The sequence below is a fragment of the Nocardiopsis exhalans genome, assembly GCF_024134545.1.
Classification (GTDB): Bacteria; Actinomycetota; Actinomycetes; order Streptosporangiales; family Streptosporangiaceae; genus Nocardiopsis; species Nocardiopsis exhalans.
Genome location: NZ_CP099837.1, coordinates 3,633,935 through 3,660,313, shown reverse-complemented (window position 1 = coordinate 3,660,313; position 26,379 = coordinate 3,633,935). Strand labels below are relative to the sequence as shown.

The following is a 26,379-nucleotide window of genomic DNA, read 5'->3' as shown; positions in this document are numbered from 1 at the left end:
TCTTCCGGGCTGTTTCGCCCGGGGACAGGGGGTTGATCCTTTCGTTTCCGGTGGTATGCGAGGTTTTTGCCGTCACGACCTCCCAGCGCCGCCTGGTAGCGTCACGGCGTGGCCCAGCACTACTTCGACTCCGATCCCGACGCCGCCAGCCGGCCCTCCACGGCCGACCTGGTCCTGCCCGACCTGCACCTGCGTCTGCACACCGACCGCGGCGTCTTCTCACCCGACAAGGTCGACCTGGGCACCCGGGTCCTGCTGGAGAGCGTTCCCGCGCCGCCCGCCGAGGGCCGCCTGCTCGACCTGGGCTGCGGCTACGGCCCCATCTCCCTGACGATGGCCTCGCGTGCGCCCGGGGCCCAGGTGCTCGGGGTGGACGTCAACGCCCGGGCCGTGGGGCTGGCCCGGCGCAACGCCGCCGAGCACGATCTGCGCAACGCCCGTTTCGCCGTGGTCGCCCCCGAGGGCGGCCTGGCGGCGGAAGGGGGCGAGGGCCCGGCCCCTGCTGCCGAGGACCTGCTCGGCCCCTTCGACGCGATCTGGTCCAACCCACCGATCCGGGTGGGCAAGAACGTGCTGCACTCGATGCTGCGCACCTGGTTGAACCGGCTCACCCCCGAGGGCGTGGCGCACCTGGTGGTCCAGCGCCACCTGGGCTCGGACTCCCTGCAGAAGTGGCTGGACGCCCAGGGCCTGCCCGCCGAGCGGGTGGCCTCCCGGGCCGGTTTCCGCGTCCTGGCCGTACGCAAGGCCCATTAGGCCCCGCCGGCCCTGGCGCCGCACCGGGCACGCGCCCCGGTACCAGGCCGGGCCCACCGGTCGGCTCCGAACCCGAATGCCCGAACCTACCGTGACGTGTCACGGGTCACGCGTGCGCGCACGACCCCCGCCCGGTAATGTGTATCGACAACCGCCGGGACCGCCCGGCCCACAGCTTCGAGGAACACACCGCAGTTGAGCACGCAGTTGCGTCCCACGGACGTCAAACGCCTGAACCGCCAGTGGCGCAGGCGCACCGAGGGGCGTCTGGCCCTTCTCGTCGAGTCGGTCACCCAGCCCTACAACCTGGGATCGATCCTGCGCACCTGCGCGACCTTCGGCGTCGACCAGCTCTGGCTCACCGGCAACAGCGCGGACCCCGACGACCCCAAGGTCGGCAAGACCGCCCTGGGTACGTCCGCGAAGGTCGCGCACACCCGCTTGTCCAGCACGGCTGAGGCCCTGGACGCCGCCCGCGCCGGCGGCTACAAGGTCGTGGCCCTGGAGCTGGCCAAGGGCGCCGTGCCGCTGCACGCCGCGCCGCTGGAGTCCGACGTGTGTCTGGCCGTCGGAGCCGAGGACCACGGCTGCTCCCCCGCCCTGCTGGCGGGCGCGGACGCCGTCACCTACATTCCGCAGATCGGCCGGGTCGGATCGCTGAACGTGGCCGTGGCCACCTCGATCGCCCTCGCCGAGGCCCGCCGCCGCGAGTGGGCGACCTTCGGCGACGAGGCCGACGCGCCCGTCGGGAACTGAGCCGGGGAATCTTTCCCCGCCGCCGGTCGTCCCTTCTTTGACCAGAACCACATATTTCACACACCCCACGCGCACAGGCGCAGAGAGAGGAACAGTGGATCCGTCCCGAAGTACCGGCAGCGTCCCCCAGGGATGCTGTGACCCAGACCTCGACGAGCCCCCTTCTCCGAAGGGCGCGCACCTGAGCAGGACCCCTGTTAGCAGGCGGAACCAGGCGGTGCGTGCCCGATGATCAGCACCATTCTCACCATCTTGCTCGGCGTAGTCGTCGTTCTGCTGCTAATCGCGGCCAACGGGTATTTCGTCGCCCAGGAGTTCGGCTACATGGCCGTGGACCGATCACGTCTCAAGGCGCGGGCCGCAGCCGGCGATACGGGGGCCAGAAGGGCCCTAGCGGTCACCAACCGCACTTCGTTCATGCTCTCCGGGGCACAGCTGGGAATCACGGTCACCGGACTGTTGGTCGGTTTCGTGGCGGAGCCCATGATCGGCACCAGTCTCGGAGAATTGCTGGGAGGCGCCGGTGTGCCCTTAGGCACCGGCGTAGCCATAGGAACCATCACCACGCTGCTGTTGTCGACCGCAGTACAGATGATCTTCGGAGAGCTGTTCCCGAAGAACCTGGCCATCGCCAAACCTGAGCCGGTGGCCCGCTGGCTGGCTCTGTCCACGAACATCTACCTCAAGGTCTTCGGGCCTGTCATCTGGGTGTTCGACCAGGCCGCGATCTGGCTGCTCAAGCTGGTGAACATCACCCCGGTGGAGGACGTCCAGCACGCGGCGACACCGCGCGACCTGGAACGCATCATCGCCGAGTCCCGTGAGACCGGTGACCTTCCCGCCGAGGTGTCCACCCTGTTGGACCGCACCCTGGACTTCCACGACCGCACCGCCGGGCACGCGATGATCCCGCGCCCAGAGGTCACCACCGTGGAGGAGGGCGACCCGGTCAGCCGGGTCGTGGAACTGATGGCCTCCGACCACTCCCGCTTCCCCGTCCTGGGTGAGGGTGTGGACGACATCGTGGGCGTGATCTGCCTGCGCGACGTGCTCGCCCTGGGCGACCGCGACCTGTCCGGCATCCGGGTCAGCGAGGTGGCGCGGCCTACCGTCATGGTCCCGACCTCGCTCCCGCTGCCGGGTGTCCTGGACCAACTGCGCGAGGCCGGTGAGGAGTTCGCCTGCGTGGTGGATGAGTACGGCGGACTGGCCGGCGTGATCACCACCGAGGACCTGGCCGAGGAGCTGGTCGGTGAGATCGCTGACGAGCACACACCGGAGGAGAAGGCCCCGGCGCACCTGGACGGCGAGGACGGCTACCTCGTGCCCGGCGCGCTGCACATCGACGAGGTCGAGCGGCTGATCGGCCACGACCTGCCCGAAGGAGACTACGAGACCATCGGAGGTCTGGTCATCCACGAACTCCACCGGCTTCCGCTGGTGGGCGACCGAGTGGACCTGCCGCTGCCCCGGCCCTCCAGCGCTCACGACGGCGACCCTGACACAGCGCTGACGCTGACCGTGAACGCGGTCCAGCGGCACGTGCCCAGCACGGTGGAACTGCGGTTGATCAAGGTCACCGATGAGCAGGTCAAGGAACGGGAGGTGTGGGCATGAGTGACATGAACGTGTGGTTGGCCCTGCTGCTGACCGCCCTGATCATCGCATTGAGCGCGTTTTTCGTGGCGATCGAGTTCGCCTTGGTGGCCGCGCGCCGGCACCGTTTGGAGGAGGCAGCACAGACCAGTTTCGCTGCACGGGCAGCGCTGAAGAGCGCCCGCGACCTGTCCTTGCTTCTGGCCGGTTCTCAGCTGGGTATCACCCTGTGTACTTTTGCCCTGGGTGCGATCTCCAAGCCCGCCTTCCACCACATGCTGGAGCCGTTGTTCGGTGCTCTGCCGACCTCGTTGGGCTACTTGCTCTCATTCGTATTCTCCCTGATCATCGTGACCTTCCTGCATCTGGTGGTCGGCGAGATGGCACCCAAGTCCTGGGCGATCTCGCACCCGGAGAAATCAGCGACCATGTTGGCCGTCCCGATGCGGGCGTTCATGCTGGTGACGCGCCCGGTCCTGATAATGCTCAACGGCATGGCCAACTGGGTCCTGCACCGCTTCGGCGTACAGGCGGTGGACGAGCTGATCAGTGGCCACAACCCGGACGACGTGCGCGAGCTGGTCGAGCACTCGGCCAAGGCGGGCGCTTTGGATTCGGAGCGCCGTGACCAGCTGGCCACGGCCCTGGAGGTCAACTCCCAGCCGATCCAGGAGCACATCACCCCGCGCGAGGAGATCGCTTGGGTGGGTCCGGACGCGGGGGTGGAGGAGATCAAGCGGGTCTCGCGCGAGTCCACGCATCTGCGCCTGGTGGTGATGGAACAGGGTGAGGCGGTGGGTGTGCTGCACGTGCGTGAGGCGCTGACCAGCCCGGCCGACACCACCGCCGCCGACCTCATGCGCCCGGTGCTGACGCTGTCGGCGGCCACACCGATGTACGCGGCGATGGGCATCATGCGGGAGAGCCGCAGCCACCTGGCTCTGGTCGAGGAGGCGGGTGAGCTGATGGGTCTGGTGACCCTCCAAGACATCCTGGACCGGCTGTTGCTGCTGGACACCGCAGCCTGAACCGAGCAAAGGACGAATAAGAGGGCGAAACCGGTTGGTTTCGCCCTCTTCTTCGTGCCATCTGGAGCTGTGCCAGAAAAAATCTTCCTTCTCTTTAAAGTCCCAGAGAACTTGACCCCCTTTTCAAACGGCGCGAAGGCTCGCAGAGTATGAGGAAGTCAAGGGGCAGGGGGAACGGGAGGGCCCCAGGTCCCGATCCATGACATTCGGGCATAAGCAACATGTGGCCTGTGGAGCCCGACCCTGTACACCAGGCCACCCGGATTGCTAGGTTCTCACCATGACTGAGCCGCGGGAAATCCGCGTCATTGAGCAGAAAAAGCTCTTGGTCAGCGTCCGCAAGGCAGCACAAATACTCGACGTATCCGAACGCGTAGTCTACGACCTTTGCTACAGCGATGAACTCGAGTCCGTGAAGATCGGCCCCAAGAAATGGATTCGCCGAATCACATGCGAATCGCTGAACCTGTACGTCGAAAAAGCCGTGCGCGAATCACGAATCGGCCATGAGCCCGAAAAACCACACCGTTGAAAGGTGGTGTCCGGTGAACCCGACCCCCACGACAGACAGCTCCCCGGCCCCGACCCGGCTCGAACCCCTGCTGCCTGGCCCCCGCAGGCTCACCGCGAGCGCCCGCGACGTGGCCGAGCTGATCGAGGCCGATCCCAGCCTGTGGCCCGCCCTGACCACCTGCGTGGCCGACACCAACGGCCAGACCATCATCCACTACGCCGCCGCACACGGCCAGGGACAGGCGGCCTCGCTCTTCGGCCCCGACGGGGTGGTCTCGCGCTGGCGGGCGCTGATGAGCGACGCCTCCGAGTCCCGGCGCGAGCACGCCCGGGGCCGCGAACGCGTGGTCACCCTGCGCGGCCACCACTCGGGACATGCGCTCACCGTGCTGTTCACCGTCCTGACCGGCAACTCCGCCGAACCCGCACCCGCGACCGGGCCTTCCGTGGGTGAGCCGAACGCGGACCGGACCCCGCCCGCACGGGTTCCGGTGGGCGACGCGCTCGCACCCGCCCCCGACCCTGCGCATCCTGACCCGGTGCGCCCCGACTCCGTACCCGCTCCCGCCGCACCGACCGGCCCCAAGGAGCGACCGTGACCATCGCCTATGCCCACACCGCCGGACGGCTGCTGTACAGCGACGCCAACTCCGTCCCGTGGCCGCTCAACCACTTCGCCTACGTGCGGGCGTGCGCGGAGCGACTGCGCAAGGAGATCCGGTTCGAGCCCTCGGTCCGCTTCCCGCCCAGCCAGCTCCAGCTCAAGGACGCCCGGCGGGCCCTGGTACGGCTGGAACCCACTGAGGACAGCCCGGGGATACTGCTGTCCTGGGACGAACTGCGCGGCTGGTACCGGATGGAGGGGTCCACCCGCAGAGCCCTGGTGCTGGGGGCCGAACCACTGCTGTCCCCGGAGGCGTTCACCCTGGCCGTGACAGCGCTGCTCTCGGCGGGGACCCGGGAGCTGATCATGGTGGCCGAGCGCGACCGGGGCTCGGCCCATCCGGTGGACTCGCTCTTCGAGCGCCGCCTGGCGGCCTACCGTCGTCCGTGAGCCCGGGGGCGTACACGGGCCGCGGGGGCGGCACAAGAATCGGGGCCGGTCACAGAAGATGTGACCGGCCCCGACCCGTTGACCCTGAAGCTGGGAACTCCTCAGCTCTGGAGTCTGAACTCCGGGGACCCTAGGCGGTCTTGGTGGTCAGCTTGACCTCGATGTTGCCGCGGGTGGCGCGGGAGTAGGGGCACATCTGGTGGGCGGCCTCGACCAGCTTCTCGGCCTCGGCCTGCTCCAGGCCCGGGATGGTGACGGTCAGCTCGACCGCGATGTCCAGGCCCTCGTCGGACTTGCCCAGGCTGACCTGGGCGTCGATGGCGGAACCCTCGACGTTGGCCTTGGCCTGGCGGGAGACGTTCTTCAGGGCGCCGTGGAAGCAGGCGGCGTAGCCGACGGCGAAGAGCTGCTCGGGGTTGGTGCCCACGCCGTCGTCGCCGCCCAGGCCCTTGGGCACGGACAGGTCCACCGCGAGACGGTCGTCGTCGGTCTTGCCGAAGCCCTTGCGGCCCTCACCGGTGACGGTGGCGTTGGCGGTGTAGAGGACGTTGTAAGCCATGGAAGGTTCCCTCTCGTTCGGCCCGGCCGTGCGCCGGGCCCGTTGGATGTACTGCTTTGGCGTACTGGCTGGTGGTTCAGGTGTCGGTGTCGCAGGGGGCACGTGCTGCGCCCCGCCCCGTGGCCTGGCTGACCGCACGGGTGAGGTGGTCGAGCGTGCCCTGGAGTTCAGCGAGCCTGGCCGGCGGAAGGTCGGTGGCACGCAGGACCCGCTCGGGGATGCCCCCGGCCCGTTCGCGCAGCCGCACGCCCTCCTCGGTGATGCTGACGTGCACGATCCGCTCGTCCTGGGGGCCGCGCCTGCGGGTGAGCAGACCGGCGCCCTCCATCCGCCGCAGCAGCGGGGACAGGGTGCCCGAGTCCAGGCTCAGGGCCAGGCCGAGTTCCTTGACCGGCAGGGTCTCGCGCTCCCACAGCACGAGCATCACCAGGTACTGCGGGTAGGTCAGCTCCAGGTCGGCCAGAATCTCCCGGTAGAGCCCGGTCAGGGCCCGGGAGGCGGTGTAGAGCGAGAAGCACAGCTGCCGGTCCAGAGCGAGGGGGTCCCCCTCGTCGATGCCTGCCATGGTTCCTCCCCCGCTTCGCAGTCCCGGCCACCGTAGCAGAAATTCGATTGTGCACAACAGGGTTGGACACAACCGATTTGGGTGCACCGCTCACCACCGGGGACCGCACAGGGAAACGGGCCCGGGGAATAACACCCCGGGCCCGTGTCAGACCGAGAAGCTCAGGCCCGACAGCCCGAACTCACAGGAAGCGCACACCCTGCGCCAACGGCAGCTCCCCGCCATAGTTCACCGTGTTGGTGGCCCGGCGCATGTACGCCTTCCACGAATCCGAACCCGACTCACGACCGCCGCCGGTGTCCTTCTCCCCGCCGAACGCACCACCGATCTCGGCTCCCGAGGTACCGATGTTGACGTTGACGATCCCGCAGTCGGACCCGGCCGCGGACAGGAACCGCTCCGCCTCGGCCTGGTCCTGGGTGAAGATCGCCGAAGAGAGCCCCTGCGGGACCCCGTTGTGCAGCTCCACCGCCTCCTCCAGGGTGCGGTAGGTGAGCACGTACAGGATCGGCGCGAAGGTCTCCTGGCGCACGATCTCGCCCTGGCCGGGCATGCGCACCACGGCCGGCTCGACGTAGTAGGCGTCACCGGCGTCCTTCTCCAACCGCCGGTCCCCGCCCACCAGCACCTGGCCGCCCTCTGCCTCGGCCCGTTCCAGCACCTCGCGCATGGCCGTGTACCCGCGCTCCCCCACCAGCGGACCCACCAGCGTGGACTCCTCATAGGGGTCGCCGATCCGCTCGCGCAGCTGCTTGTAGCCGTCCACCACGCGCTCGACCACCTGGTCCACCACGTCCTCGTGCACGATCAGCCGCCGCAGCGTCGTACAGCGCTGCCCGGCCGTGCCCGCCGCGGAGAACACGCTGCCGCGCACCACCAGGTCCAGATCGGCCGACGGCGCCACCACCGCGGCGTTGTTACCACCCAGCTCCAGCAGGTAGCGACCCATCCGGGCAGCCACCTTGGGCGCCACGGCCCTACCCATCGCCGTGGAGCCGGTCGCCGAGAGCAGCGCGATGCGCTCGTCCTCCACCAACACCTCACCGACCTCGGCACCTCCCAGGACCACCCGGTGGATGTCCGAGGGCGCCCCCACGTCGGCGGACGCGCGCATCAGCAGGCCGTGGCAGCCCAGCGCGGTCAACGAGGTCAGCTCAGAAGGCTTCCACACCACGGTGTTGCCGCACACCAGCGCCACACAGGTGTTCCACGACCACACGGCCACGGGGAAGTTGAACGCGGTGATGACCCCGACCACGCCCAGCGGGTGCCAGGTCTCCATCAGCCGGTGGCCGGGCCGCTCCGAAGGCATGGTCTTCCCGTAGAGCTGGCGCGAAAGCCCGACGGCGAAGTCGCAGATGTCGATCATCTCCTGGACCTCGCCCAGGGCCTCGGAGCGGATCTTGCCCGCCTCGATGGTGACCAGCTCGGCCAGGTCGGCCTTGTGCTCGCGCAGCAGCTCACCGAGCCGGTGGACGAGCTGCCCCCGTACCGGGGCGGGGGTGTCCCGCCAGACGGAGGTGAAGGAGTCCCGCGCCGCGGCCACCGCGCGCTCGGCGGAGCCAGGGGTGTCGAACTCGACGGGGAACAGGGTCTGTCCGGTGATCGGCGAACGGGCCGCGCCGGGTGCCCCGACAGATTCGGGCAGGCGGGTCACGCCGCACCGCTCCAGAGCGGTCCGCGCGCGGTCGGCGAGGACCTCGGTGTCGGGGAGGGCACCATTGTGCATGTGTGTTCTCTCTCCGTTGAGAGGGGGAGACGGTCACCTCACACCTTGCCAACTCCAGGACCCCCGGTCCACCCCCAACGTCCAGTTCCGGTGCGCGGCGCGGCTGGAACGTGCCAGGCCGGCTGTGACAGGCGTGCCGCCAGGGCCGGCACACGGTCCTCCAGGGCCTGGCCCGGGGGGCCGACCACAGTCCGCTCAGCCCGGTGGCCAGCACCATGATCGTGGTGGCGATCTCGCGTGGGGTGCGCGCGGCGCCGCCCCGATGGCGATGTGGCGCGAACCGGAAGGCGCCACCCCCTCCTGAGCGGCGGCGTCCCCAGGACGCGACGGCGCACACCCGAGTGCGCGCCGTCAGCCCCGGGACGGGCAGGCCCGCTCCCGCACCGGAGTGTCACCAGTGGACGTTAGACTCGCGTGGCCCGCTCCCCCGTCCCCGACCCAGACAGCTGGCCCGTGCACCACGACACCACCCTCGAAGAGCGCCGCGCCGACCGCCCCGAGCCCCGCCGGATTCTGGCGCGCTCCGGCTTCGGCGCCGCCGACCCCCTGTTCGCCGCAGACCTGCGCGCGAGCACCGACCTGACCCAGGCCCGGGAGGTGGTCGCCTCCCACGCCTCCCGCCTGTGGACCGAGTCCACCCGCACCGGGTCCGACCCCGTCGACGACCGGCCCCTGTACTGGGCCCGGCTGGTGCTCCGTTCCCGGCTGCGCGCCTGGGAGCCCTCCTTCCCGCTCTCGGAGCAAGGGCACGCCGAGCTCCTGCACCTGTTCGAGACCGCCTCCCGGGGCATCACCGACCTGGACTTCCCCCCGGGCGATCGGTGGCTGCGCGTGGTGGTCACCGGGTTCGACCCCTTCCACCTGGACACCGACCCGGAGTGCTCCAACCCCTCGGGGGCGGCCGCGCTGGACCTGCACGGGTGGACCTTCCCCGTGGGTGAGCGCACCGCGGTGGTGCGCGCCGCGGTCTTCCCGGTGCGCTGGAGCGACTTCGACGCCGGACTGGTGGAGGAGGCCCTGGCCGACCAGTACGGGGTGGCCGACGCGGTCATCACACTCAGCCGCGGCCGCCCCGACCGCTTCGACCTGGAGGTCTGGAACGGGGTGTGGCGAGGCGGCGGCGCGGACAACCTGGACGTGTCGCGGACCGGACGCGCCCCGATTCCGGGCGAGCACGCCCCGGAGTGGACGCGTTCGTCCCTGCCCGCACAGCGGATCGTGGAGGCGGTGGCCGGACGGCACCGGATCGTGGCCAACACCGAGGTGACCGAGGTGCCCGCCGAGGGCGAGGCCCCGGTGACACGCCCGCAGGGGCCCAGTGAGGGTTCCCTGGCCCGGCGCGGGGGCGGCGGCGACTACCTGTCCAACGAGATCGCCTACCGCAACACCCTGCTGCGGGACCGGGCCGGGGCCAAGGCGGCGGCCGGACACGTCCACCTGCCCAAGACCTCGCGCCCGGCCGAACACGCCGACACCCTGGCGCAGACCCGCGCCATCGTGGCCACGGTGGCCGCCGAGGGCCCCGAAGCGACGGCGGAGCCCGAGGAGTCCGAGGAGTCGTGAGCGCACGGTGCGGCACTGAGCTCCCCGTACCCTGGTGAGCCCTCCGCCCCGCCCCGAGTGCGGCGGTGACACGCCCGAGCCCGAGAGGAGGCGACAAAATTCGCCTTCTGGCCACCAGAGGGCAATTTGTCACTCTCTGCTTATGTATCGTCGCCCTAAGGTTTCCTGTCGGATACCCCTCTCCGATATGGTCCCCAGGTGGCTGACACCTCTCTGCGACGAAAACTCACTCTCAGTGCTGCCCTGGGCCTACTACTGGTACCCGGCTGTCACACCGTCGAACAGAACCTGCCCTACGCCGAGACGATCCAGTTCTCACCGGACGCCCTGGAAGGCCTGGCCACCCGCACGGTGTCGGTCCAGACCGACCACAGCACCGTGAGCTACCGCTACCCGGTCCTGGGCGAGTCCCATCCGCTGACCACCGAGGTCCGCACCCGGATGGCCGAACACCAGACCGCCTTCCTGGAGGGTCTGCCCGACAGCGGAAAGCCCGAACTCGCCCAGGACGTGGAGATCCTGGCCGCCTCCGAGCACGTGCTCGGCGCCCGGATCACCGCGACCACCTCGGGGGTACGCGACGCCGGAACCGAGTCCTCGACGCTCTGGTACGACACCGCCAGCCAGGAGATCCTGCCCTGGACCGCTCTCTTCCAGGACGAGGAGTCCCTGGAGGTCGCGCACCTGGCCGTGGCCGACGTCCTCCAGGACGGCTACCGGATCTCCGCCGAACAGCTACCCGGGCTCGTTGGCGAGATCGCCGTGCGCGCCGAGGCCGACCCGGACTCGGTCTCCGCCGCCGCCTCCGAACCGGCCCAGGACACAGAAGACGCAGAGGGCACAGCAGAGGGCACAGAGGAACCCGAGGGCACCGAAGGGCCCGACAGCCCGGCCGCTTCCCGTGCGCCCGCGGCCCCAGAGGAAGGCAAGGACGGGGCCGCTCCCCTGGTCGGCGACGCCGACCTGGGCGACCCTGAGCAGGCCTGGGAGGCCGCCGAACGCTGGTCCGCCTCCCCCCTGGCCGACCTGGCCTTCAGCACCGCGGGCGGGCTGGCCGTACGCATGGACCCCGCCGTGGTGCCCAGCGCGGGCCGGATCAGCGAGGTCCTGCTGCCGGTGGAGCCCGAGACCGCCGAGGAAGTCCTCTCCGAACTGGGTTACCAGGCACGCAGCGCGGCCGTGACCGCCAACGCCGATCCAGAGGACTTCCCCTTCGACGGCACCCTGACCGCCGAGGGCACCACCCTGGACTGCCAACGCCTCAAATGCGTGGCGCTGACCTTCGACGACGGCCCCGGTGAGCACACCGAGGAACTTCTGGACCACATGGCCGAGTACGAGGCCAAGGGCACCTTCTACGTCCTGGGCTCCCTGGTCGCCGAGTTCCCCGAAATCGTGGGACGCACCCACGCCGAAGGCCACGAGATGGGCAACCACACCTGGAAACACGACGACCTGACCACCCTGTCCGCCGACGGGGTCGCCAAGGACCTGGAACGCACCGACAAGGCGATCGAGAAGGTCACCGGCGAGCTCCCGGCCACCCTGCGCCCGCCCTACGGGGCACTGAACGGCACCGTGCGCAGCGCCACCCCGCACCCGATCATCCTGTGGGACGTGGACACCATGGACTGGCAGAGCCGCGATACCGCCGCCGTCGCCAAACACGCGCTGGAGGAGACCGTCCCCGGAAGCGTCGTGCTCTTCCACGACATCCACAAGAGCAGCGTCGACGCCATCCCCGACGTCCTGGACGGGTTGCACCGGGATGGCTACCACTTCGTGACCGTCAGCGACATCTTCGGGCTGGACGGCATGGATCCGGGCGAGGTCCACACGGACGCGCGGCCCAACTGACCCGCCCGACCACCGAAAGCACACCAAGCGCAAAGAGGCCCCGGTCGCCGCTCAGGCGACCGGGGCGCGCCGATGGCCCCTCATAGCAGAGGTTCCCGCGTTCCATTCCCCGCCCGGCACAAAGAGTCCTTGCTCACTTCCCTGCTCTGAGCTGGCCTTACCTTTGCCCTTCACGGCATCTTCACATACATTTCGACGCGTGAACGTTACCTCTTTGATGCGCAAAGCCACCGTCGGGACGACCGGAAGCCTGCTGCTCGCCTCGGGCCTGGTCCTGAGCGCCTCCGTCCCCGCGGCCGCCGCACCCACCGCCCCCGCGGACCGGATCTTCAGGGGCGAGGACTCCTCGGACCGGGCCCCTGACTGCACCGAGGCCAAGTGCGTGGCGCTGACCTTCGACGACGGCCCCGGCGAGTACACCGACGAGCTCCTGGACGTCCTGGACGAACACGACGCCAAGGCCACCTTCTACGTCCTGGGCTCCAAGATCGGCAAGTTCGAGGACACGGTCGAGCGCATGGCCGAGGACGGCCACGAGGTCGGCAACCACACCTGGGACCACGAGGACCTGGCCACGCTCTCCGCCGACCAGATCAAGGACGACCTCGAGCGCACCGACCGCGCCATCGCCGACGTCACCGGCGAGAAGCCCGCCACCATGCGCCCGCCCTACGGCTCGCTCAGCGACACCGCCCGTGAGGCCATCCACCACCCCATCCTGCTCTGGGACGTGGACACCCTGGACTGGCAGCACCGCGACAGCGACAAGATCCTTGACATCACCCTGGACGAGACCGACCAGGGCAGTGTGGTGCTCTTCCACGACATCCACGAAAGCAGCGTCGACGCCATCCCCGACGTCCTGGACGAGCTCGCCGACCAGGACTACGAGTTCGTGACCGTCACCGACCTGTTCGAGGACGACCTCGAGCCGGGCACCGCCTACAGCGACGCCCGGCCCAAGCAGTGATCCGGACCGAACAGCGGCCCGGATCAAGAGCGTCCCGAATCAGAGCATCTTGCGCAGGATGCGCTCCTTGACCTGGCTGATCGGGGCGTAGGCCACCCGCATGGTGTCCATCAGCAACGACTTGTCGAGCACCGACTTGGTGTGCGAGAACGTGTCGATGGAGGCCGCCGAGTGGTAGGCGCCCATCCCGCTCTCCCCCACCCCGCCGAAGGGCAGGTCGGGCACGGCCAGGTGGGCGATGGGCAGACCGAAGCCCAGACCGCCCGAGGAGGTCTCGGTGGTCAGGCGGCGCTTGGTGACGTCGGAGTTGGTGAAGCCGTACAGCGCCAGCGGCTTGTCGCGCTCGTTGACGAACCGGATCGCCGCGTCCAGGTCGGGGACCCGCACCACCGGCAGGATCGGCCCGAAGATCTCCTCGGCCATCACCGGAGTGTCCGCCCCGACGTTGCCCAGTACCGTGGGCGCGATGTACAGGTCCTCGCGGTTGGTCCGCCCGCCCGCGACCACGTCACCGCTCTCCAGCAGCGCGCTGAGCCGGTCGAAGTGGCGCTCGTTGACGATGCGCCCGTAGTCGGGGCTCTGCGCCGGGTCGGAGCCGAACATCTCGGTGATCGCCGCGGCCAGCTCCTTCTGGAGCTCCTCCGCGGTGTCCCCGATGGCCAGCACGTAGTCGGGGGCCACACAGGTCTGCCCCGCGTTGGTGTACTTGCCCCAGGCCAGCCTGCGGGCCGTGGTGGCCAGATCCACCCCGGGCTCGACCACGGCCGGGCTCTTTCCGCCCAGCTCCAGGGTGAGGGGGGTCAGGTGCTTGACCGCAGCCGCCATCACGATGCGGGCCACCGCCGAGTTGCCGGTGTAGAAGATGTGGTCGAATCGCTCCTCCAGCAGCGCTGTGCTCTCGGTGACACCTCCCTCGACCACCGCGACCGCCTCGCTGTCCAGGTAGCGCGGGATCAGGTCGGCCAGCGCCCCCGAGGTGGCCGGAGACAGCTCGGAGGGCTTGATGACGGCCGCGTTGCCCGCCGCGATCGCACCGACCAGCGGGGACAGGGCCAGGTTCACGGGGTAGTTCCACGGGCTGACGATCAGCACCGCGCCCAGGGGCTCGCGCACCCGGCGGGCCCTGGCCGGGGCCAGCGCCATCGGCACCGACACCCGCTGGGGGCGCAGCCAGGACGACAGGTGTCTGAGCGTGTGGTCGATCTCGTTGACCACGAAACCGATCTCGGTGGTGTGCGCCTCCACCGGGGGCTTGCCCAGGTCGGTCTTGAGGGCCTTCTCCAGAGTGGCGCGCTCCTCGGTGAGCAGCCGCCGCAGGGCGCGCAGCTGGGCGCGACGCCAGGAGACCGGCTTGGTACGGCCCGCGGCGAAGGCGGCGCGCAGCTTGGCGACGATCGGGGGAATCTCGGTGGTCAGCGTCAGGGGTTCGGGGGTCTCGGTGTTAGCCATGCCACAAGACTAAACGAAAATGTTTCGTTTCCAATAGCTGTCTGGCATAAGATCTCACCATGACGACGGACCATCTGCCGGAGTCGTCCGCGGGGGCCGCCCCACGGGGCCGACCCCGCGACGCCAACCGGGACCGCGCGCTGATGGACGCCACCCTCACCGAACTCCAACTGCACGGCTACAGCGGGCTCACCACCGCCGCCGTCGCACGCCGGGCCGGGGTCTCCACCGCCACCCTGTACCGCCGCTGGCGCTCCAAGCAGGACCTGGTGGTCGGCGCCGCCCAGGCCTGGGCCGAGAACCTGGGCCCCGACATCGACCACAAAGACCTGCGCTCCGACCTCGGCGCGCTGCTCCAGGACAAGGCCACCGCCCTGGAGGGCCCCTCCGGCCGCCTGCTGCGCGCCGTGCTCGGCGAGGCCGCACACAACCGCGCCCTGGCCGACGTCCTCTTCGACGCCTTCGTGATCCCCCTCCAGGAACGGGTCCTCGCCCTGCTGGAGCGGGCCGTGGCCCGCCAGGAGATCCCCCCGGTGGAGGATCCCCTGGTGGTGGCGGAGATGGTCATCGGGCCGATGGTCAGCCACACCTTCCTCGTCCCCCCGGGCCAGGGCGGCGAGGCCGAAACCAGCCCCGGCACCGACATCGCCGAACGCCTCCTGCCCTACCTGCTGCGCGCCCTGGGCGTACGGGAGCCCTGAGGGACCTGGGCCGAAAGAAAACAGGCCCGGCGCGGGAGGAGAGCCTCCCCGGGACGTGCGCTCAGCGCTCGTCCTGCTCCAGCTTCCGGTCGTAGTAGCGGGCCATCTGCTCCCAGTAGACGAGGGTGAGTGCCATCTGCGCCGCGCAGGCCGCCCCGGCGGGCCAGGGCCTGCGGTAGCGGGCACCGAGCAGTGCGACGACGGAGGCGGCCGAGGCCGCGGCGTTGACCGCCAGCGCCGCGTCCCTGGGCCGATCGACGATCCACTGCTCCTCGCCAAGCATGGCCCGGGTGGACCAGGCCCGCTCGTGCGCGGGCTGGGGGAAGACCACCGGGTTGAGGGCGAACCAGACGGCGAGCACCCCGGCCTGCTTCCAGCTGCGGTTCCATACCGGAACGAGGACCAGCGGAATGCTCGCCCACCTGGTCCACGCGCTCCACGGATTCGAGTGCCGGGCGAACACCGCCCGGCGCAACCGGGCGAAACCGCCCTGGGTCCTCGTGGTCATCGTTCCTCCGCTCCGGGTCACCTGAACCCAGGTTAGGGAAGTCGCGGGAGGCCCGACACCCCCGCGATGCCTTGGGTGAAGCGGGAAAACCGTTCTTGCAGTGAAACAAGAAAAACTACGGTGCCTTTACACTGTAGATTTACCTGAAGAGTCAAGTGACAGAGGGACAGGCGCTCGGCGGCCCTGCCCGGAGCCTTCGGGGCGACCGCTGGAAGAGGTCCTCGCCGCAGGGTTGACCTGGAGCGCGCTCCATCTCCCAGACTCCTGTGCCGAGGGGCCGCACGGAACGGTCCCCGAACGGAGGAACCCCCATGCGTCAACGCGTCATCGGAACCGACCCCGCCACCCGGCGCGAGGTGAGCGTGCTCGCGCTCGGCACCATGCTGATGGGCTGGCGGACCGACGAGAGGACCTCGTTCGCCCTCCTGGACCGGTACGTGGAGGCGGGCGGCACCTTCATCGACACCTCAAACAACTACGGCACCGACGGCGGCTGGAACGGCGAGAGCGAGATCCTGCTCGGCCGCTGGCTGCGCAGCCGGGGCGTGGGCGAGGAGATCACCGTCGCCACCAAACTCGGCGCCCGCCCGGCCTCCCCCGGCACCACCTACGTGGAGAACCGCGAAGGGCTCTCCGCCAAGGTCATCACCGAGTCCACCGAACGCAGCCTGGAACGGCTCGGCCGGGACCGGATCGACCTGATGTACGCCCACATCGAAGACCCCGGCGGCGACGTGCAGGAGACCGTGGAGGCCCTCGCCGAGCAGGTCCGGGCGGGTACCGTCGACCTGCTCGGGGTGAGCAACCACCCCTCCTGGCGGGTGGAGCGCGCCCGCGGGGTCGCCGCCGCCTCCGGACTCCCCGGCTACGAGGTACTCCAGTACCAGCACAGCTACCTGCGCCCGCGCACCGACATGGGCGACGCGGTCTGCCCGGACGGCAACATCGGCGGGGCCGGACCGGACATCCTGACCTACGTACGCTTCAACGAGGGCCTGGCGCTGGTCGCGTACACACCTCTGCTGAGCGGCGCCTACGTCCGCGAGGACAAGCCCCTGTCGCCCGACTACGACCACCCTGGCACTCGTACCCGGCTGAACGTGCTCCGGGAGGTCGCCGAGGAGACCGGCGCGACCCCCAACCAGGTGGTGCTCGCCTGGCAGCTGGGCCACGAGCTGCCGATCATCCCGTTGGCGGGCGTCTCCACGCTCGCCCAGCTGGAGGAGAACCTGGCCGCCCTCGACCTCGAACTGAGCCGCGAGCAGCGCACCCGCATGGACGCGGCCCAGTAGTCGTCGCCGACCGGCCGCCTCCGCCGGGTCCCGGGGCTTCGGCCACGGGACCCGGCGTGGTGTCAGCTCACGGCCTTGCGCGCAACGCCCGCACCGCCCGTCTGAGCCTGCTGTTCGAGTTCCGCGTTGATCGCGGCCCCGAGCAGCACGATGAACGACGACAGCCACAACCAGATCATCAGGACGATGACCCCGCCGATCGTCCCGTAGGTCGCGCCGAGGTTACCGAACCGCTGCACGGAGAACGTGAACAACCCGGAGCAGACCAGCCACAGCAGCATGGCGATGACCACGCCCGGGGTGAGCCAGCGCGCCGACGGCGAGCGGCGGTGGGTCGCGACCCGGTAGACGATCCCCAGCCCGACCACGGTCACGGCCGCCAGGAGGGGCCACTGGCCGATCCGGATCGCGAGCGTCGCGTTCTCACCGAGGTCGAGGGCGCCGACCAGCATCGGGAGCACCGCCATCAGGCCGACCACGACGAAGGCGAAGGACCCCACGCCCAGGGCCAGGAGCACAGCGATGCCGCGCTTGACGAAAAAGGAGCGGTGGTCCACCTCGTCGTAGGCGGTGGTGCACCCCTCCATCAGCCCGGCCATGGCGCCCGACCCGCTCCACAGGGCCACCAGCAAGGACATGGCGAACGTGAACCCGAGCGCGCCGGTGGCGGTTTCGGCGATGGCGGTGAGCTGGACCTCGACCAGTGTGCTCAGTTCGTCCGGAGCGGCGGCCGTCCAGTCCTGGATCTGGTCGGTGAGTTCCTCCGGGTCGGCGAGGATGCCGAAGACGCTGACCGCGGCGAGCAGGGCCGGGAACAGGGCGAGCATCGCCTTGAACGCCATTCCCGCGGCGAGCAGGCCGACACGACCCTCCTCGATCTCCCGCCACACCCGTGCCCCGACGGCGCGCCAGCCCGCCGCCGGGATCCGGGTCGGTCGCGATGCGGCGGCACCCGGGGTGTCACGCGCGCGCTCGCGTTTGCCCTGTTCTCCCATGCCCCCGCCCCCGCTCCCTGTTCCCAGCCCGCACCACCCGCCCTCGGCAACGGGCACACTCCCATGTTCCGCCACGGGGGCAACGGAGGCATCACAGGGGCACGAAGCCGAGCACGGAGACGAAGCAGGGCAGGGCGGGCGCTCTTGCCCCTGACCGCCTGCCCCAGGGTTGCATCAACCCTGGCCAGGGCAGAACCGTGGAGCAGACGGCACCGGCCACGACAGGGGAACCCCGATGCGCTCACCGATTCTGGACTACCTCGACGCGATCATCGAACGCACCGCCCATGTCGACACGGGAGCCACCGCCGACTACATCCCGGAACTGGCGGCCGCCGACCCCGACAAAGCGGCGGTGGCGCTGTGCACGGTCAACGGAACCGTGTACGCGGTCGGGGACACCGACCGCGAGTTCAGCATCCAGTCGATGTCCAAACCCTTCGCCTACGCGCTGGCCATCGAGGACCACGGCCTGGACTACATCCTTGACCGAGTCGGCGTGGAGCCCAGCGGCGAGGCCTTCAACGAGCTGTCCCTGGACCCGGAGACCGGAAAACCGCGCAACCCGATGATCAACGCGGGCGCGATCGCCACCCACGCGCTGGTGCGCGCCGAGGAGGCACCGGCCGTCGACCGCGTGCTCGCCCTGTTCTCCGAACTCGCGCAGCGCCCGGTGGAGATCGACACGCAGCTGGCGGCCTCCGAACTCGCGACCGGGGACCGCAACCTCGGCCTGGCCTACCTGCTGCACGCCTCCGGACGCCTGGCCCAGGACCCCTCGACGGCCGTGGAGGGGTACATCCGCCAGTGCTCGGCCAACGTCACGGTGCACGACCTCGCACTGATGGCCTCGACCCTGGCCAACGGGGGTGTTCAGCCCAACACCGGAAAACGCCTGTTCAGCAGGCACACCACCCGACACCTGCTGAGCGTGATGGCTTCCTGCGGCATGTACGACGCGGCCGGGGACTGGTTCACCAGCGTGGGCATCCCCGCCAAGAGCGGGGTGGCCGGCGGCATCATCGGCGTACTGCCCGGCCAGGTGGGGGTGGCGGTCTTCTCGCCGCGCCTGGACGCGCACGGCAACAGCGCGCGCGGCGTGGCCATGATGGAGCGGCTTTCGGAGGACATGGGCCTGCACCTGATGGAGGCAGGCCGCCCGGCGCGCTCGTCCCTGCGCGAAACCCGTAAGGAGGTCATCGACGGCGAACCGGGGACGGTCTACGTGCTCCAGGGCGACATGGTGCTGAGCAGTATCGAGTCGCTGGTGCACGAGCTGATCGAGAACCCGCCCGCCACCGACCTTGTGGTCTTCGACATGAGCCGGGTCGACGAGGTACTGCCGGTGGCCCGCCGTACATCGGCGGCGATGGCCGCCAAGCTCATCGACACCGGGCACCGGATCGTCCTGGTCGACCCCGAGGAGACCGTGCCCGAGTTCCAGGACAGCCAGGGCCGAGCAGTGGAGCGCTGGACCCCCGAACGCCTGGCCCAGAGCCAGCTGATCGACCCGAGCGAGCGGTAGACGACGAAGCCTGTTCCGCCCGCCGGGGCCCGAGTCCCCTGGCGGGACCCACCGCGCGCACGCGGCGGCCCCTGTCCACAGAGCACTCTGGGCAGAAGTTCGAATACGGTTTCGAACTGCGCGTCAGCCCGAGAGCCCAGCCAACCCGCCGGGCAAGGCTGCCGCTACTCCCACGCCTTTGACCAGTACACCCCGGGCCAGAACCCTGACCCTGGACCCGGACAAGGGCCGTCGTCAGGGGTCGGGGCGCGGCTTCAGGGCGGCACGCCCTCAAACCGGCGCAGCCTTTGGTCGGCCCAGTCCCCGCGGGGAACCATCCCGTCACCAGGACTCGACGACGGGATCATCGTGTTCACCGCGCCGCCAGGCCTCGGTGAACCGGTCGAGCCGTTCGGGTGAGGCGGTGCCGATCACGTCCGTGGCCCTGCCGCCCCGGACCTCCAGGACCACCAGGCCCAGGACCCGGTCCCCCAGTACGGCGACCATGGCGGGGGCACCGTTGACCACGGCGACCTTCCGCGCCCCCGAACACCGCTGCACCTTGCCGGAGAGCCCCGCGCCGTCGCTGGCCGCGGACACGTCGTCGGTCAGCAACGCCACCAACCGGTCGGTGCTCCCCGAGGAAGCGGCGGCGATGAACGCCTCCACCACTCGGCGGGCGGCGACACGGTCGATCTCCGCGGCCTTGCGGCCGTCCGCCACTGTGCGCCGGGCCCGGTGCAGGTGCTGTTGGCTTGCGGACTCGCTGATGTCGAGGAAACGGAGAAGTCGGAGAGCGACGCGTAGCTCTCACCTCGACGGTGCGGAGCCGGGTGTCCCCCTCGGGCACCCGGCTCCGTCATGTCTGCTCTGGTTCTTCCGAGGCATCCTCGCCGTCGCTCTCGGCGGTGGGTTCGTCGGCCTTGGGTTTGCGGGGTCGCCCCCTCCTGGGGATGTCCCCGGCCTCCTTGGGCATCCGCCCCGCCTCGTCCAGGGCGCGGCGCAGGAGGAACTCGATCTGGGCGTTGGTGCTGCGCAGCTCCTGCCCTGCCCAGCGCGCGAGCGCGTCGTGGACGGCGGGGTCGAGCCGCAGCAGCACCTTCTTACGCTCGGGCACGGCAACCTCACCCGGATCTACTGGTAGAGCGTCCCGGTGTTCACGACCGGGCTGGCGGGGCGGTCCGAGCACAGCACCACGAGCAGGTTGCTGACCATGGCCGCCTTGCGCTCCTCGTCCAGGTCCACCACGTCCTCGTCCGAGAGCCGCTCCAGGGCGCGGTCGACCAGGGTGACGGCGCCCTCGACGATCTCCGCGCGGGCGGCGATCATGGCGCTGGCCTGCTGGCGCTGCAGCATGGCCTGGGCGATCTCGGGCGCGTAGGCCAGGTGGGTGAAGCGGGACTCCACGATCTTCACGCCCGCGGCGTCGACGCGTTCGGCGACCTCCTTGGACAGCTGCTCGGTGATGGCGTCGGCGCTGTCGCGCAGGGACGGGACGGCGTCGTCGCGGTAGGAGTCGTAGGGGTACTTCCCCGCGATGTGGCGCACGGCCGCCTCGGTCTGGGTGGAGACGAACTGGATGAAGTCGTCCACCTCGAAGGAGGCCCGCGCGGTGTCCTCCACCTGCCAGACGACGACGGCGGCGATCTCGATGGGGCTGCCCGCGGCGTCGTTGACCTTCATGACCGAGGTCTCGTGGTTGCGGATACGGGTGGAGATCGCGTTGCGCACGGTCAGCGGGTTGACCCAGCGCAGGCCGTCGGTGCGGATGGTGCCGACGTAGCGTCCGAAGAACTGGACGACCTGGGCCTCGTTGGGCGCGACCATCGTCAGTCCGACGGCCAGGACCACTCCGGCGGAGGCGATCACGATCCCGACCACGACCAGTGACGCGTGCAGGCCGATCAGGGGCAGGCAGGCGATTCCGGCACCGGCGAGGAACAGTACGACGGACACCGCGAACATGGGGATTCCGCTGGAACCGAAGGCCTCGCGTTCCCGGTACTGCGGCGCCGGCCTGGTGACACTCGGTGTCTCGCTCATCTGTGTTCCATCCTCTTGTCTTCCATGCTCTGGGGCGCCCGTCCTTTGAGGTGATGACTTGAGGATAGCATTGTGATATCACTTTTAGCAGACGGCTCACCCCCGGGGCCACCGACTGAGAGGAGACGTGGACGTGAGCACCGACGCTCTGCGACTGCGACCGCCCAACCACCGCGTGGACCGGCGCGCCATCTGGTGGTGGACGACCAGGTCCCTCGCGGTGACGGTCGTCCTCACGGTCATCCCCGTGATCCCCGCCCTGACCTGGGAGCCGGTGCGCTTCTGGTTCCTGGTCGCCGCCGGGGTCCTCGGCGGGCTCGGGCTGCTGATCACGGTGGTGATGCCCCAGTGGCGCTACCGCGTCCACCGCTGGGAGGTCACCGAGACCGCCGTCTACACCTCCAGCGGGTGGATCTGGCAGGAGTGGCGGGTGGCCCCGATGTCGCGCATCCAGACCGTGGACACCGCGCGCGGACCGCTGCAGAGGGCCTTCGGTCTTTCCAGCGTGACGGTGACGACCGCTTCGGCGGCCGGGCCCATCGAGATCAGCGGCCTGGACCACGAGTTGGCGACCGAGGTGGCCGACCAGCTCACCGACAGCACCGAGGCGGTTCCGGGGGACGCGACATGACCTCCCACGACGACCACCGCCCGGACGAGAAGCCGCGTGAGGTCCCCGACGGGGAGCCGCACCAGGCGAGGGACCAGGGCCCGAAGGAGGAGCCGAACCCCGCACCGGACGTGCGGCCGAACGCCGAGCCGGACGGGACTCCGCAGCCAGAGGAGCAAACGGAGGGGCAGACCGAGGAGCGGGAAGAGGAGCACGCAGCCGAGCAGCAGGACGAGGAGGACGGTTGGCAGGGCCTGAGCACGCTCAGCGTGTGGGCCAACACCGCCCTCGTGGCACTGTTCATGGTGCCCGGTGCCGTCGTCGCGACCCTCGCGCTGTTCTTCACCGACGCCCCGAACCCGTGGGCGTTCCTTCCCGTCCCCGCGGCGCTCGCCTTCATCGGGCTGATGACCTACATCGACCTGGTCCGGCTGCGCGCCGTCCGGTACCGGGTCACCGCCGAGCGCATGGAGATGCGCTCAGGCGTCATCGCCAAGGCCTTCCGCTCCATCCCCCGCGAACGCGTGCGCAGCGTGGACGTGGCCGCCCCCGTCTACGTGCGGATCTTCGGTCTGTGCTCGGTGACCGTGGGGACCGGCGAGTCGGCCGGCGCCGGCGGTACCGACCAGCTCCAGCTGCTGTTCGTGACGGCGGAGCAGGGCGAGAACCTGCGCCGCGAACTGCTGCGCCGGGCCGCCCCGGCCACGGGCTCCGCAGAGGGCTCCGAGGGCACCGGGGATGAGGCGGCGGACGAGGAGGAGACCGAGCTGGTCCGGCTGAACCCGCGCTGGTTCGCCTACGCCCCCGCCACCATGACGACCTTCGGTATCGGGCTCGGTGTGATCGCCGCCCTGATCGGTATCAACGCCCAGAGCGGCGGCCACGGCTGGCGGTGGATATCCGAGCAGACCGACATGCCCAGCTCCCAGGAGATGTCCAGCTTCGTGATGGGCCAGCTGCTGCTGGTCGTCCCGATCGCGCTGCTCTCGCTGATGCTGTCCGGTGTGGTCATCCTGGTCCTCATCGCGGTGGAGACCTGGTGGGACTACCGGCTGGTCCGCGAGGCCGACGGTACGGTGCGGCTGCGCCGGGGCCTGCTGACCAGTGTGTCGCTGTCGGTGGAGGGCCGCCGTCTCAACGGTGTCGTCCTGCACGAACCCTTCGTGCTGCGCACGGTGCGCGGTGCCTCCATCCGTGCCGTGGCGACCGGTCTGTCCGCCGGTGACGCCCAGAAGACCGAGGCCAAGAGCCGCCTGTCCCCCGCGATGCCCCGGGCGCGTGCCCGTGAGCTGGGGGCGGCCCTGATGCGTGAGCCCGATTCCGCGCTGGACGCGCCGCTGGCCGAGCACCCGAGGGCGGCGCTGCGCCGCCGGTTCACCCGGGCAGCGGTCTGTTCGGTGGTGGCGTTCGCCCTGGCCGGCGGGCTCGCCTGGCTGCAACAGGTGGCCACCCAGGCCTGGTGGGACGGGCTACAGGTGGCGGAGGAACAGTTCATGCCGTTCCCGCTGGCCGGCCCCACCATCCAGGCCACCCCGGGCTGGGGCTGGTTCGCGGTGGCGGCGGTGTTCGCGCTGGCGGCGTTCTGGTACGCGCTCGGCTCCTACCGGGGCCTGGGCCACGGCCTGCACCCGAAGTACCTGGTGGTGCGTAAGGGAATGGCGGTGCGCGACACCGTCACCCTGGAGCGTTCCGCGGTGATCGGCTGGCGGATCACGCGTTCGCCGTTCCAACGCAGGGTCGGGCTGGCCAGCGTGTCGGCGACCACGGCGTCCGGCGAGGGGATGTACACCGCCGGGGACGTGGGTCTGGGCCAGGGCCTGGCCTGGGCGGACGAGGCGGTACCGGAACTGCTCGCCCCGTTCCTCGTCCGTGAGGAGGGCGGAAGCGGCTCCGCCGAACCCAAGCCCTCGGTGCTGCCGTAGGCACATCGACCCGCTCGGACCCGTGTCCCGGTGCCCCACTTCCCCGGGGCACCGGGACACCGTCGTTCTTCCGGGCTTCTTCCGAACTTCCAACCAGCCCGAAACCCGGGACGGGTCCGGGCCGGAAGCCGTCCCGAATCGGCTAGGGCACGGGGTTGTCGAAGATGGGTTCCCCGTCGACCCGCAGGCCGCTGGTGTGGGTGAGCGCCATCTCCACCATCGGGTAGACCTCGAACAGGCGCCGCATCCCGAGGGCTTCGAGCACCCGGTCGGCGATGGGCGAGGGTTCGGCCAGGACCACGTGTCGACCCTGGCGGGTCAGCTCCCGGTAGACGGCTACCAGGGCGCGCACACCGCTGGCGTCGAAGAAGCCGAGCCCGGACATGTCCACAACCAGGCAGTCGCACCGTGAGGCACTCGCGGCCTTGAGCAGCCGATCCCGGAGGAGATCGGCGGTGGCCAGGTCCACCTCACCGTGGACGCGCACCACCGTCACTCCTGTACATGGAAAACGTTCCTGGGCCGAGAACAGGGCATCCATCGCCACTCGGGCCACCTCTCACCGGACGTAACCTTTCCACTACGCAACCGCGTACGAGATCGTAACCTCTCCAGTGAGGTTCCGGGAGGGTTTCCATGAGAAAACCCGCCAGAATCTCGCTGATGCAGCCTCCCCGACACACAGGTGTCACCGTCCCGCGTGATTGGGCCACGATCTCCCGGGGGCCCGACAGCACAGGACTCCCACTCTTCTCTCTCGGACACTCCTCATCCCTCTCGGACACTCCCGAACAGGCACCCGCACCGTGCTTTCCGCGCGCCCGTGCGGTAAAAGCGGTACTTGGACACCCGTGTGACGGCCGGTGGCCCTGTTCCCCCACAGGGGAAGGGCCCCTGGCCGCCCTCATGGACACGAAGAGAGCGAAGGGAGGGAGCGGCCGAGACTGCCCCGCGCAGTCCCGCGACCGCGAACCCGATGACCGAAACCGCTGACACCCAGCCCGGCTGGTTCTCCTCCGACGAGTTGGAGAGCGTCCGCGCCCGCATGCCCGTGCTCTACGTCCAGGCGGTACCCGTGCGGGTGGACGAGTCCGGGTCGGTGACCCATGTGGGACTGCTCATGCGCGCCGACCCCGACGGCAGCTTCAACCGTTCGGTGGTCTCGGGGCGGGTGCTGTACCACGAGCGGGTCCGGGACGCCCTCCTGCGCCACCTGGAGAAGGACCTGGGCCCGGTGGCCCTGCCCCGGATCCCCAGTTCGCCGCAGCCCTTCACCGTGGCCGAGTACTTCCCCACCCCGGGCGTCACCCCCTTCCACGACCCCCGCCAGCACGCCGTGGCCATGGCCTACGTGGTACCGGTGAGCGGTGACTGCCAACCCCGCCAGGACGCCCTGGACCTGGTGTGGTTCACCCCTGAAGAAGCGACCAGCCCGCAGGTGCGCGCGGAGATGCCCGGCGGGCAGGGTGTCCTGGTCCGCCAGGCACTGGCCTATGTCGGCCACGCCCCCTGATCCCTCCCACCCGACCGCACGGGCCACACAGGCCGGATCGCTCCGGCAGGACCCCGCTGACCTGAGCACACAGGTCTGACCACACGGGCCCCGTATCCGAACCCGGATGCGGGGCCCAACCACCGAAAAACCACCGGGTCGCCCGCGCACCACTGGGTCTGGGCTGGTGGGTCTAGGCTGGCAACCATGCTCGAATCGCTCGTCGCCGACGCCCTCGCCCTGGTTCCGGAGGAGACCTCCGCAGGCCCCGAACGGGTGGTACTCGGTCTGACCGGCGCCCCCGCGGCCGGAAAGTCCACCCTGGCGCGCTACCTGGTGCACGCGGTCGACGAGCAGGCGGGACCCGGCACCGCCGGTTACCTGCCCATGGACGGCTTCCACCTGTCCAACGCACAGCTGGACCGGCTGGGCCGCCGGGACCGCAAGGGCGCCCCGGACACCTTCGACGCACACGGTTACCTGGCGATGGTGCGGCGGCTCCTGGCAGAGACCGCCAACCCGGTCTACGTGCCCGACTACGACCGCAGGATGCACGAGCCGATCGCCGCCCAGCACGTGGTCGAGCCGCGCACCCGGCTGGTCGTGACCGAGGGCAACTACCTGGCCGGTGACGAGGAGCCGTGGGCGGGGGTCCGCGGGCTGCTGGCGGAGCTGTGGTACGTGGAAACCGACGACCAGGTGCGCGAGCGCCGTCTGCACCGGCGCCAGGTGGCGGGCGGGGCGAGCGCGGACGCGGCCCAGGAGTGGGTCGAGCGCAGCGACCGCCCCAACGGCGAGCTGGTGAAGGGCCTGCGGGACAACTGCACGAGGGTCGTTCGGGTCAGCGGGGTCCCCCGGCTCGGGTCGAAGGACCGCTACTCCGCACGCTGAGCCCTGTCCCGGCCCTGCCTGCACGA

The 26,379-nt window shown here is 70.0% G+C and carries 27 protein-coding genes; 17 read left to right on the top strand and 10 right to left on the bottom strand.

Features of this window, described 5'->3' with window-relative positions:
- Nucleotides 1-108: 108 nt before the first annotated feature.
- The 7 genes from NE857_RS16080 to NE857_RS16050 all read left to right on the top strand — a co-directional run bounded on the left by NE857_RS16080 (nt 109) and on the right by NE857_RS16050 (nt 5,703).
- Complete coding sequence (locus NE857_RS16080) at nt 109-756, top strand: class I SAM-dependent methyltransferase (protein WP_184363904.1); 648 nt, start codon at nt 109-111, stop codon at nt 754-756.
- Between the two features lie 195 nt (nt 757-951).
- Entirely contained in the window at nt 952-1,512 is a 561-nt protein-coding gene (locus NE857_RS16075) for a TrmH family RNA methyltransferase (protein ID WP_184363906.1), read from the top strand.
- A 228-nt stretch (nt 1,513-1,740) separates the two neighbouring features.
- A complete protein-coding gene (locus NE857_RS16070; protein ID WP_184363909.1) occupies nt 1,741-3,129 on the top strand; it encodes a hemolysin family protein in 1,389 nt (462 codons plus the stop codon).
- Nucleotides 3,126-4,136 (top strand): hemolysin family protein, encoded by a 1,011-nt coding sequence (locus NE857_RS16065; protein WP_184363912.1) that lies wholly within the window; start codon nt 3,126-3,128, stop codon nt 4,134-4,136. The genes NE857_RS16070 and NE857_RS16065 overlap by 4 nt, the downstream gene beginning before the upstream one ends.
- A 280-nt stretch (nt 4,137-4,416) precedes the next feature.
- Entirely contained in the window at nt 4,417-4,668 is a 252-nt protein-coding gene (locus tag NE857_RS16060; protein ID WP_184363914.1) for a helix-turn-helix domain-containing protein, read from the top strand.
- Between the two features lie 13 nt (nt 4,669-4,681).
- Nucleotides 4,682-5,248 carry a hypothetical protein gene (locus NE857_RS16055; RefSeq protein ID WP_184363916.1) on the top strand — a complete coding sequence of 189 codons (567 nt, stop codon included), beginning with the start codon at nt 4,682-4,684 and terminating at the stop codon, nt 5,246-5,248.
- Nucleotides 5,245-5,703 carry a hypothetical protein gene (locus NE857_RS16050; RefSeq protein WP_184363919.1) on the top strand — a complete coding sequence of 153 codons (459 nt, stop codon included), beginning with the start codon at nt 5,245-5,247 and terminating at the stop codon, nt 5,701-5,703. Before NE857_RS16055 ends, NE857_RS16050 begins: the two co-directional genes overlap by 4 nt.
- Before the next feature lie 130 nt (nt 5,704-5,833).
- Here NE857_RS16050 and NE857_RS16045 read toward each other — a convergent pair whose 3' ends face one another.
- The 3 genes from NE857_RS16045 to amaB form a co-directional block, all read right to left on the bottom strand.
- Nucleotides 5,834-6,262, bottom strand: coding sequence for an organic hydroperoxide resistance protein (locus NE857_RS16045; protein WP_184363922.1), 429 nt, complete (start codon nt 6,260-6,262; stop codon nt 5,834-5,836).
- 76 nt (nt 6,263-6,338) lie between these two features.
- Entirely contained in the window at nt 6,339-6,827 is a 489-nt protein-coding gene (locus tag NE857_RS16040; protein ID WP_184363925.1) for a MarR family winged helix-turn-helix transcriptional regulator, read from the bottom strand.
- A 181-nt stretch (nt 6,828-7,008) separates the two neighbouring features.
- Complete coding sequence (gene amaB, locus NE857_RS16035; RefSeq protein ID WP_254421734.1) at nt 7,009-8,556, bottom strand: L-piperidine-6-carboxylate dehydrogenase; 1,548 nt, start codon at nt 8,554-8,556, stop codon at nt 7,009-7,011.
- 453 nt (nt 8,557-9,009) lie between these two features.
- Here amaB and NE857_RS16030 point away from each other — a divergent pair, with 453 nt between their 5' ends.
- From NE857_RS16030 to NE857_RS16020, 3 genes are all read left to right on the top strand, one after another.
- Entirely contained in the window at nt 9,010-10,119 is a 1,110-nt protein-coding gene (locus NE857_RS16030; RefSeq protein WP_184371692.1) for a PA0049 C-terminal domain-containing protein, read from the top strand.
- Nucleotides 10,120-10,317: 198 nt separating this feature from the next.
- Nucleotides 10,318-11,976, top strand: coding sequence for a polysaccharide deacetylase family protein (locus NE857_RS16025; protein ID WP_254421733.1), 1,659 nt, complete (start codon nt 10,318-10,320; stop codon nt 11,974-11,976).
- 217 nt (nt 11,977-12,193) lie between these two features.
- Nucleotides 12,194-12,946: a polysaccharide deacetylase family protein gene (locus tag NE857_RS16020; RefSeq protein WP_184371695.1), complete on the top strand. Its 753-nt coding sequence runs from the start codon at nt 12,194-12,196 to the stop codon at nt 12,944-12,946.
- Between the two features lie 39 nt (nt 12,947-12,985).
- Here the strand turns inward: NE857_RS16020 and NE857_RS16015 are convergent, their stop codons facing one another.
- Nucleotides 12,986-14,395, bottom strand: a complete 1,410-nt coding sequence (locus tag NE857_RS16015) for an aldehyde dehydrogenase family protein (RefSeq protein WP_254421732.1) — start codon at nt 14,393-14,395, stop codon at nt 12,986-12,988.
- Between the two features lie 59 nt (nt 14,396-14,454).
- On the opposite strand from NE857_RS16015, the gene NE857_RS16010 reads away from it, so the two are divergent.
- Nucleotides 14,455-15,096 (top strand): TetR/AcrR family transcriptional regulator, encoded by a 642-nt coding sequence (locus NE857_RS16010; RefSeq protein ID WP_254421731.1) that lies wholly within the window; start codon nt 14,455-14,457, stop codon nt 15,094-15,096.
- Nucleotides 15,097-15,157: 61 nt separating this feature from the next.
- On the opposite strand, the gene NE857_RS16005 is transcribed toward NE857_RS16010, so the two are convergent.
- A complete protein-coding gene (locus NE857_RS16005; RefSeq protein ID WP_254421730.1) occupies nt 15,158-15,604 on the bottom strand; it encodes a DUF6653 family protein in 447 nt (148 codons plus the stop codon).
- Nucleotides 15,605-15,915: 311 nt separating this feature from the next.
- On the opposite strand from NE857_RS16005, the gene NE857_RS16000 reads away from it, so the two are divergent.
- The gene (locus NE857_RS16000; RefSeq protein ID WP_254421729.1) at nt 15,916-16,896 is read left to right on the top strand and encodes an aldo/keto reductase; all 981 of its coding nucleotides are present in this window, start codon (nt 15,916-15,918) and stop codon (nt 16,894-16,896) included.
- Nucleotides 16,897-16,958: 62 nt separating this feature from the next.
- Here NE857_RS16000 and NE857_RS15995 read toward each other — a convergent pair whose 3' ends face one another.
- Nucleotides 16,959-17,891, bottom strand: coding sequence for a YihY/virulence factor BrkB family protein (locus tag NE857_RS15995; protein ID WP_254421728.1), 933 nt, complete (start codon nt 17,889-17,891; stop codon nt 16,959-16,961).
- Nucleotides 17,892-18,126: 235 nt separating this feature from the next.
- Between NE857_RS15995 and NE857_RS15990 the strand changes: the two genes are divergently transcribed.
- Entirely contained in the window at nt 18,127-19,416 is a 1,290-nt protein-coding gene (locus NE857_RS15990) for a glutaminase (protein WP_254421727.1), read from the top strand.
- Between the two features lie 321 nt (nt 19,417-19,737).
- Here the strand turns inward: NE857_RS15990 and NE857_RS15985 are convergent, their stop codons facing one another.
- The 3 genes from NE857_RS15985 to NE857_RS15975 all read right to left on the bottom strand — a co-directional run bounded on the left by NE857_RS15985 (nt 19,738) and on the right by NE857_RS15975 (nt 21,438).
- Nucleotides 19,738-20,118 (bottom strand): sigma-70 family RNA polymerase sigma factor family protein, encoded by a 381-nt coding sequence (locus tag NE857_RS15985; protein WP_254421726.1) that lies wholly within the window; start codon nt 20,116-20,118, stop codon nt 19,738-19,740.
- Nucleotides 20,119-20,254: 136 nt separating this feature from the next.
- Complete coding sequence (locus NE857_RS15980) at nt 20,255-20,512, bottom strand: type II toxin-antitoxin system antitoxin (protein ID WP_254421725.1); 258 nt, start codon at nt 20,510-20,512, stop codon at nt 20,255-20,257.
- 17 nt (nt 20,513-20,529) lie between these two features.
- Nucleotides 20,530-21,438 carry an SPFH domain-containing protein gene (locus tag NE857_RS15975; protein ID WP_254421724.1) on the bottom strand — a complete coding sequence of 303 codons (909 nt, stop codon included), beginning with the start codon at nt 21,436-21,438 and terminating at the stop codon, nt 20,530-20,532.
- 133 nt (nt 21,439-21,571) lie between these two features.
- Here NE857_RS15975 and NE857_RS15970 point away from each other — a divergent pair, with 133 nt between their 5' ends.
- Entirely contained in the window at nt 21,572-22,069 is a 498-nt protein-coding gene (locus NE857_RS15970) for a PH domain-containing protein (RefSeq protein WP_254421723.1), read from the top strand.
- Nucleotides 22,066-23,970 carry a PH domain-containing protein gene (locus tag NE857_RS15965; protein WP_254421722.1) on the top strand — a complete coding sequence of 635 codons (1,905 nt, stop codon included), beginning with the start codon at nt 22,066-22,068 and terminating at the stop codon, nt 23,968-23,970. Before NE857_RS15970 ends, NE857_RS15965 begins: the two co-directional genes overlap by 4 nt.
- Before the next feature lie 142 nt (nt 23,971-24,112).
- Here NE857_RS15965 and NE857_RS15960 read toward each other — a convergent pair whose 3' ends face one another.
- Nucleotides 24,113-24,466, bottom strand: a complete 354-nt coding sequence (locus tag NE857_RS15960) for an STAS domain-containing protein (RefSeq protein WP_017580053.1) — start codon at nt 24,464-24,466, stop codon at nt 24,113-24,115.
- 480 nt (nt 24,467-24,946) lie between these two features.
- Between NE857_RS15960 and NE857_RS15955 the strand changes: the two genes are divergently transcribed.
- Nucleotides 24,947-25,483, top strand: a complete 537-nt coding sequence (locus NE857_RS15955; RefSeq protein ID WP_017580052.1) for an NUDIX hydrolase family protein — start codon at nt 24,947-24,949, stop codon at nt 25,481-25,483.
- Between the two features lie 186 nt (nt 25,484-25,669).
- The gene (locus NE857_RS15950; protein ID WP_254421721.1) at nt 25,670-26,353 is read left to right on the top strand and encodes a nucleoside/nucleotide kinase family protein; all 684 of its coding nucleotides are present in this window, start codon (nt 25,670-25,672) and stop codon (nt 26,351-26,353) included.
- The last annotated feature ends 26 nt before the right edge of the window (nt 26,354-26,379 follow it).

Coding starts and splice junctions, on each gene's coding strand:
- NE857_RS16070 (WP_184363909.1), top strand. CDS start 1,741: ATGATCAGCACCATTCTCACCATCTTGCTCGGCGTAGTCGTCGTTCTG.
- NE857_RS16065 (WP_184363912.1), top strand. CDS start 3,126: ATGAGTGACATGAACGTGTGGTTGGCCCTGCTGCTGACCGCCCTGATC.
- NE857_RS16060 (WP_184363914.1), top strand. CDS start 4,417: ATGACTGAGCCGCGGGAAATCCGCGTCATTGAGCAGAAAAAGCTCTTG.
- NE857_RS16045 (WP_184363922.1), bottom strand. CDS start 6,262: ATGGCTTACAACGTCCTCTACACCGCCAACGCCACCGTCACCGGTGAG.
- NE857_RS16040 (WP_184363925.1), bottom strand. CDS start 6,827: ATGGCAGGCATCGACGAGGGGGACCCCCTCGCTCTGGACCGGCAGCTG.
- amaB (WP_254421734.1), bottom strand. CDS start 8,556: ATGCACAATGGTGCCCTCCCCGACACCGAGGTCCTCGCCGACCGCGCG.
- NE857_RS16020 (WP_184371695.1), top strand. CDS start 12,194: ATGCGCAAAGCCACCGTCGGGACGACCGGAAGCCTGCTGCTCGCCTCG.
- NE857_RS16015 (WP_254421732.1), bottom strand. CDS start 14,395: ATGGCTAACACCGAGACCCCCGAACCCCTGACGCTGACCACCGAGATT.
- NE857_RS16010 (WP_254421731.1), top strand. CDS start 14,455: ATGACGACGGACCATCTGCCGGAGTCGTCCGCGGGGGCCGCCCCACGG.
- NE857_RS16005 (WP_254421730.1), bottom strand. CDS start 15,604: ATGACCACGAGGACCCAGGGCGGTTTCGCCCGGTTGCGCCGGGCGGTG.
- NE857_RS16000 (WP_254421729.1), top strand. CDS start 15,916: ATGCGTCAACGCGTCATCGGAACCGACCCCGCCACCCGGCGCGAGGTG.
- NE857_RS15995 (WP_254421728.1), bottom strand. CDS start 17,891: ATGGGAGAACAGGGCAAACGCGAGCGCGCGCGTGACACCCCGGGTGCC.
- NE857_RS15990 (WP_254421727.1), top strand. CDS start 18,127: ATGCGCTCACCGATTCTGGACTACCTCGACGCGATCATCGAACGCACC.
- NE857_RS15975 (WP_254421724.1), bottom strand. CDS start 21,438: ATGAGCGAGACACCGAGTGTCACCAGGCCGGCGCCGCAGTACCGGGAA.
- NE857_RS15965 (WP_254421722.1), top strand. CDS start 22,066: ATGACCTCCCACGACGACCACCGCCCGGACGAGAAGCCGCGTGAGGTC.
- NE857_RS15955 (WP_017580052.1), top strand. CDS start 24,947: ATGACCGAAACCGCTGACACCCAGCCCGGCTGGTTCTCCTCCGACGAG.
- NE857_RS15950 (WP_254421721.1), top strand. CDS start 25,670: ATGCTCGAATCGCTCGTCGCCGACGCCCTCGCCCTGGTTCCGGAGGAG.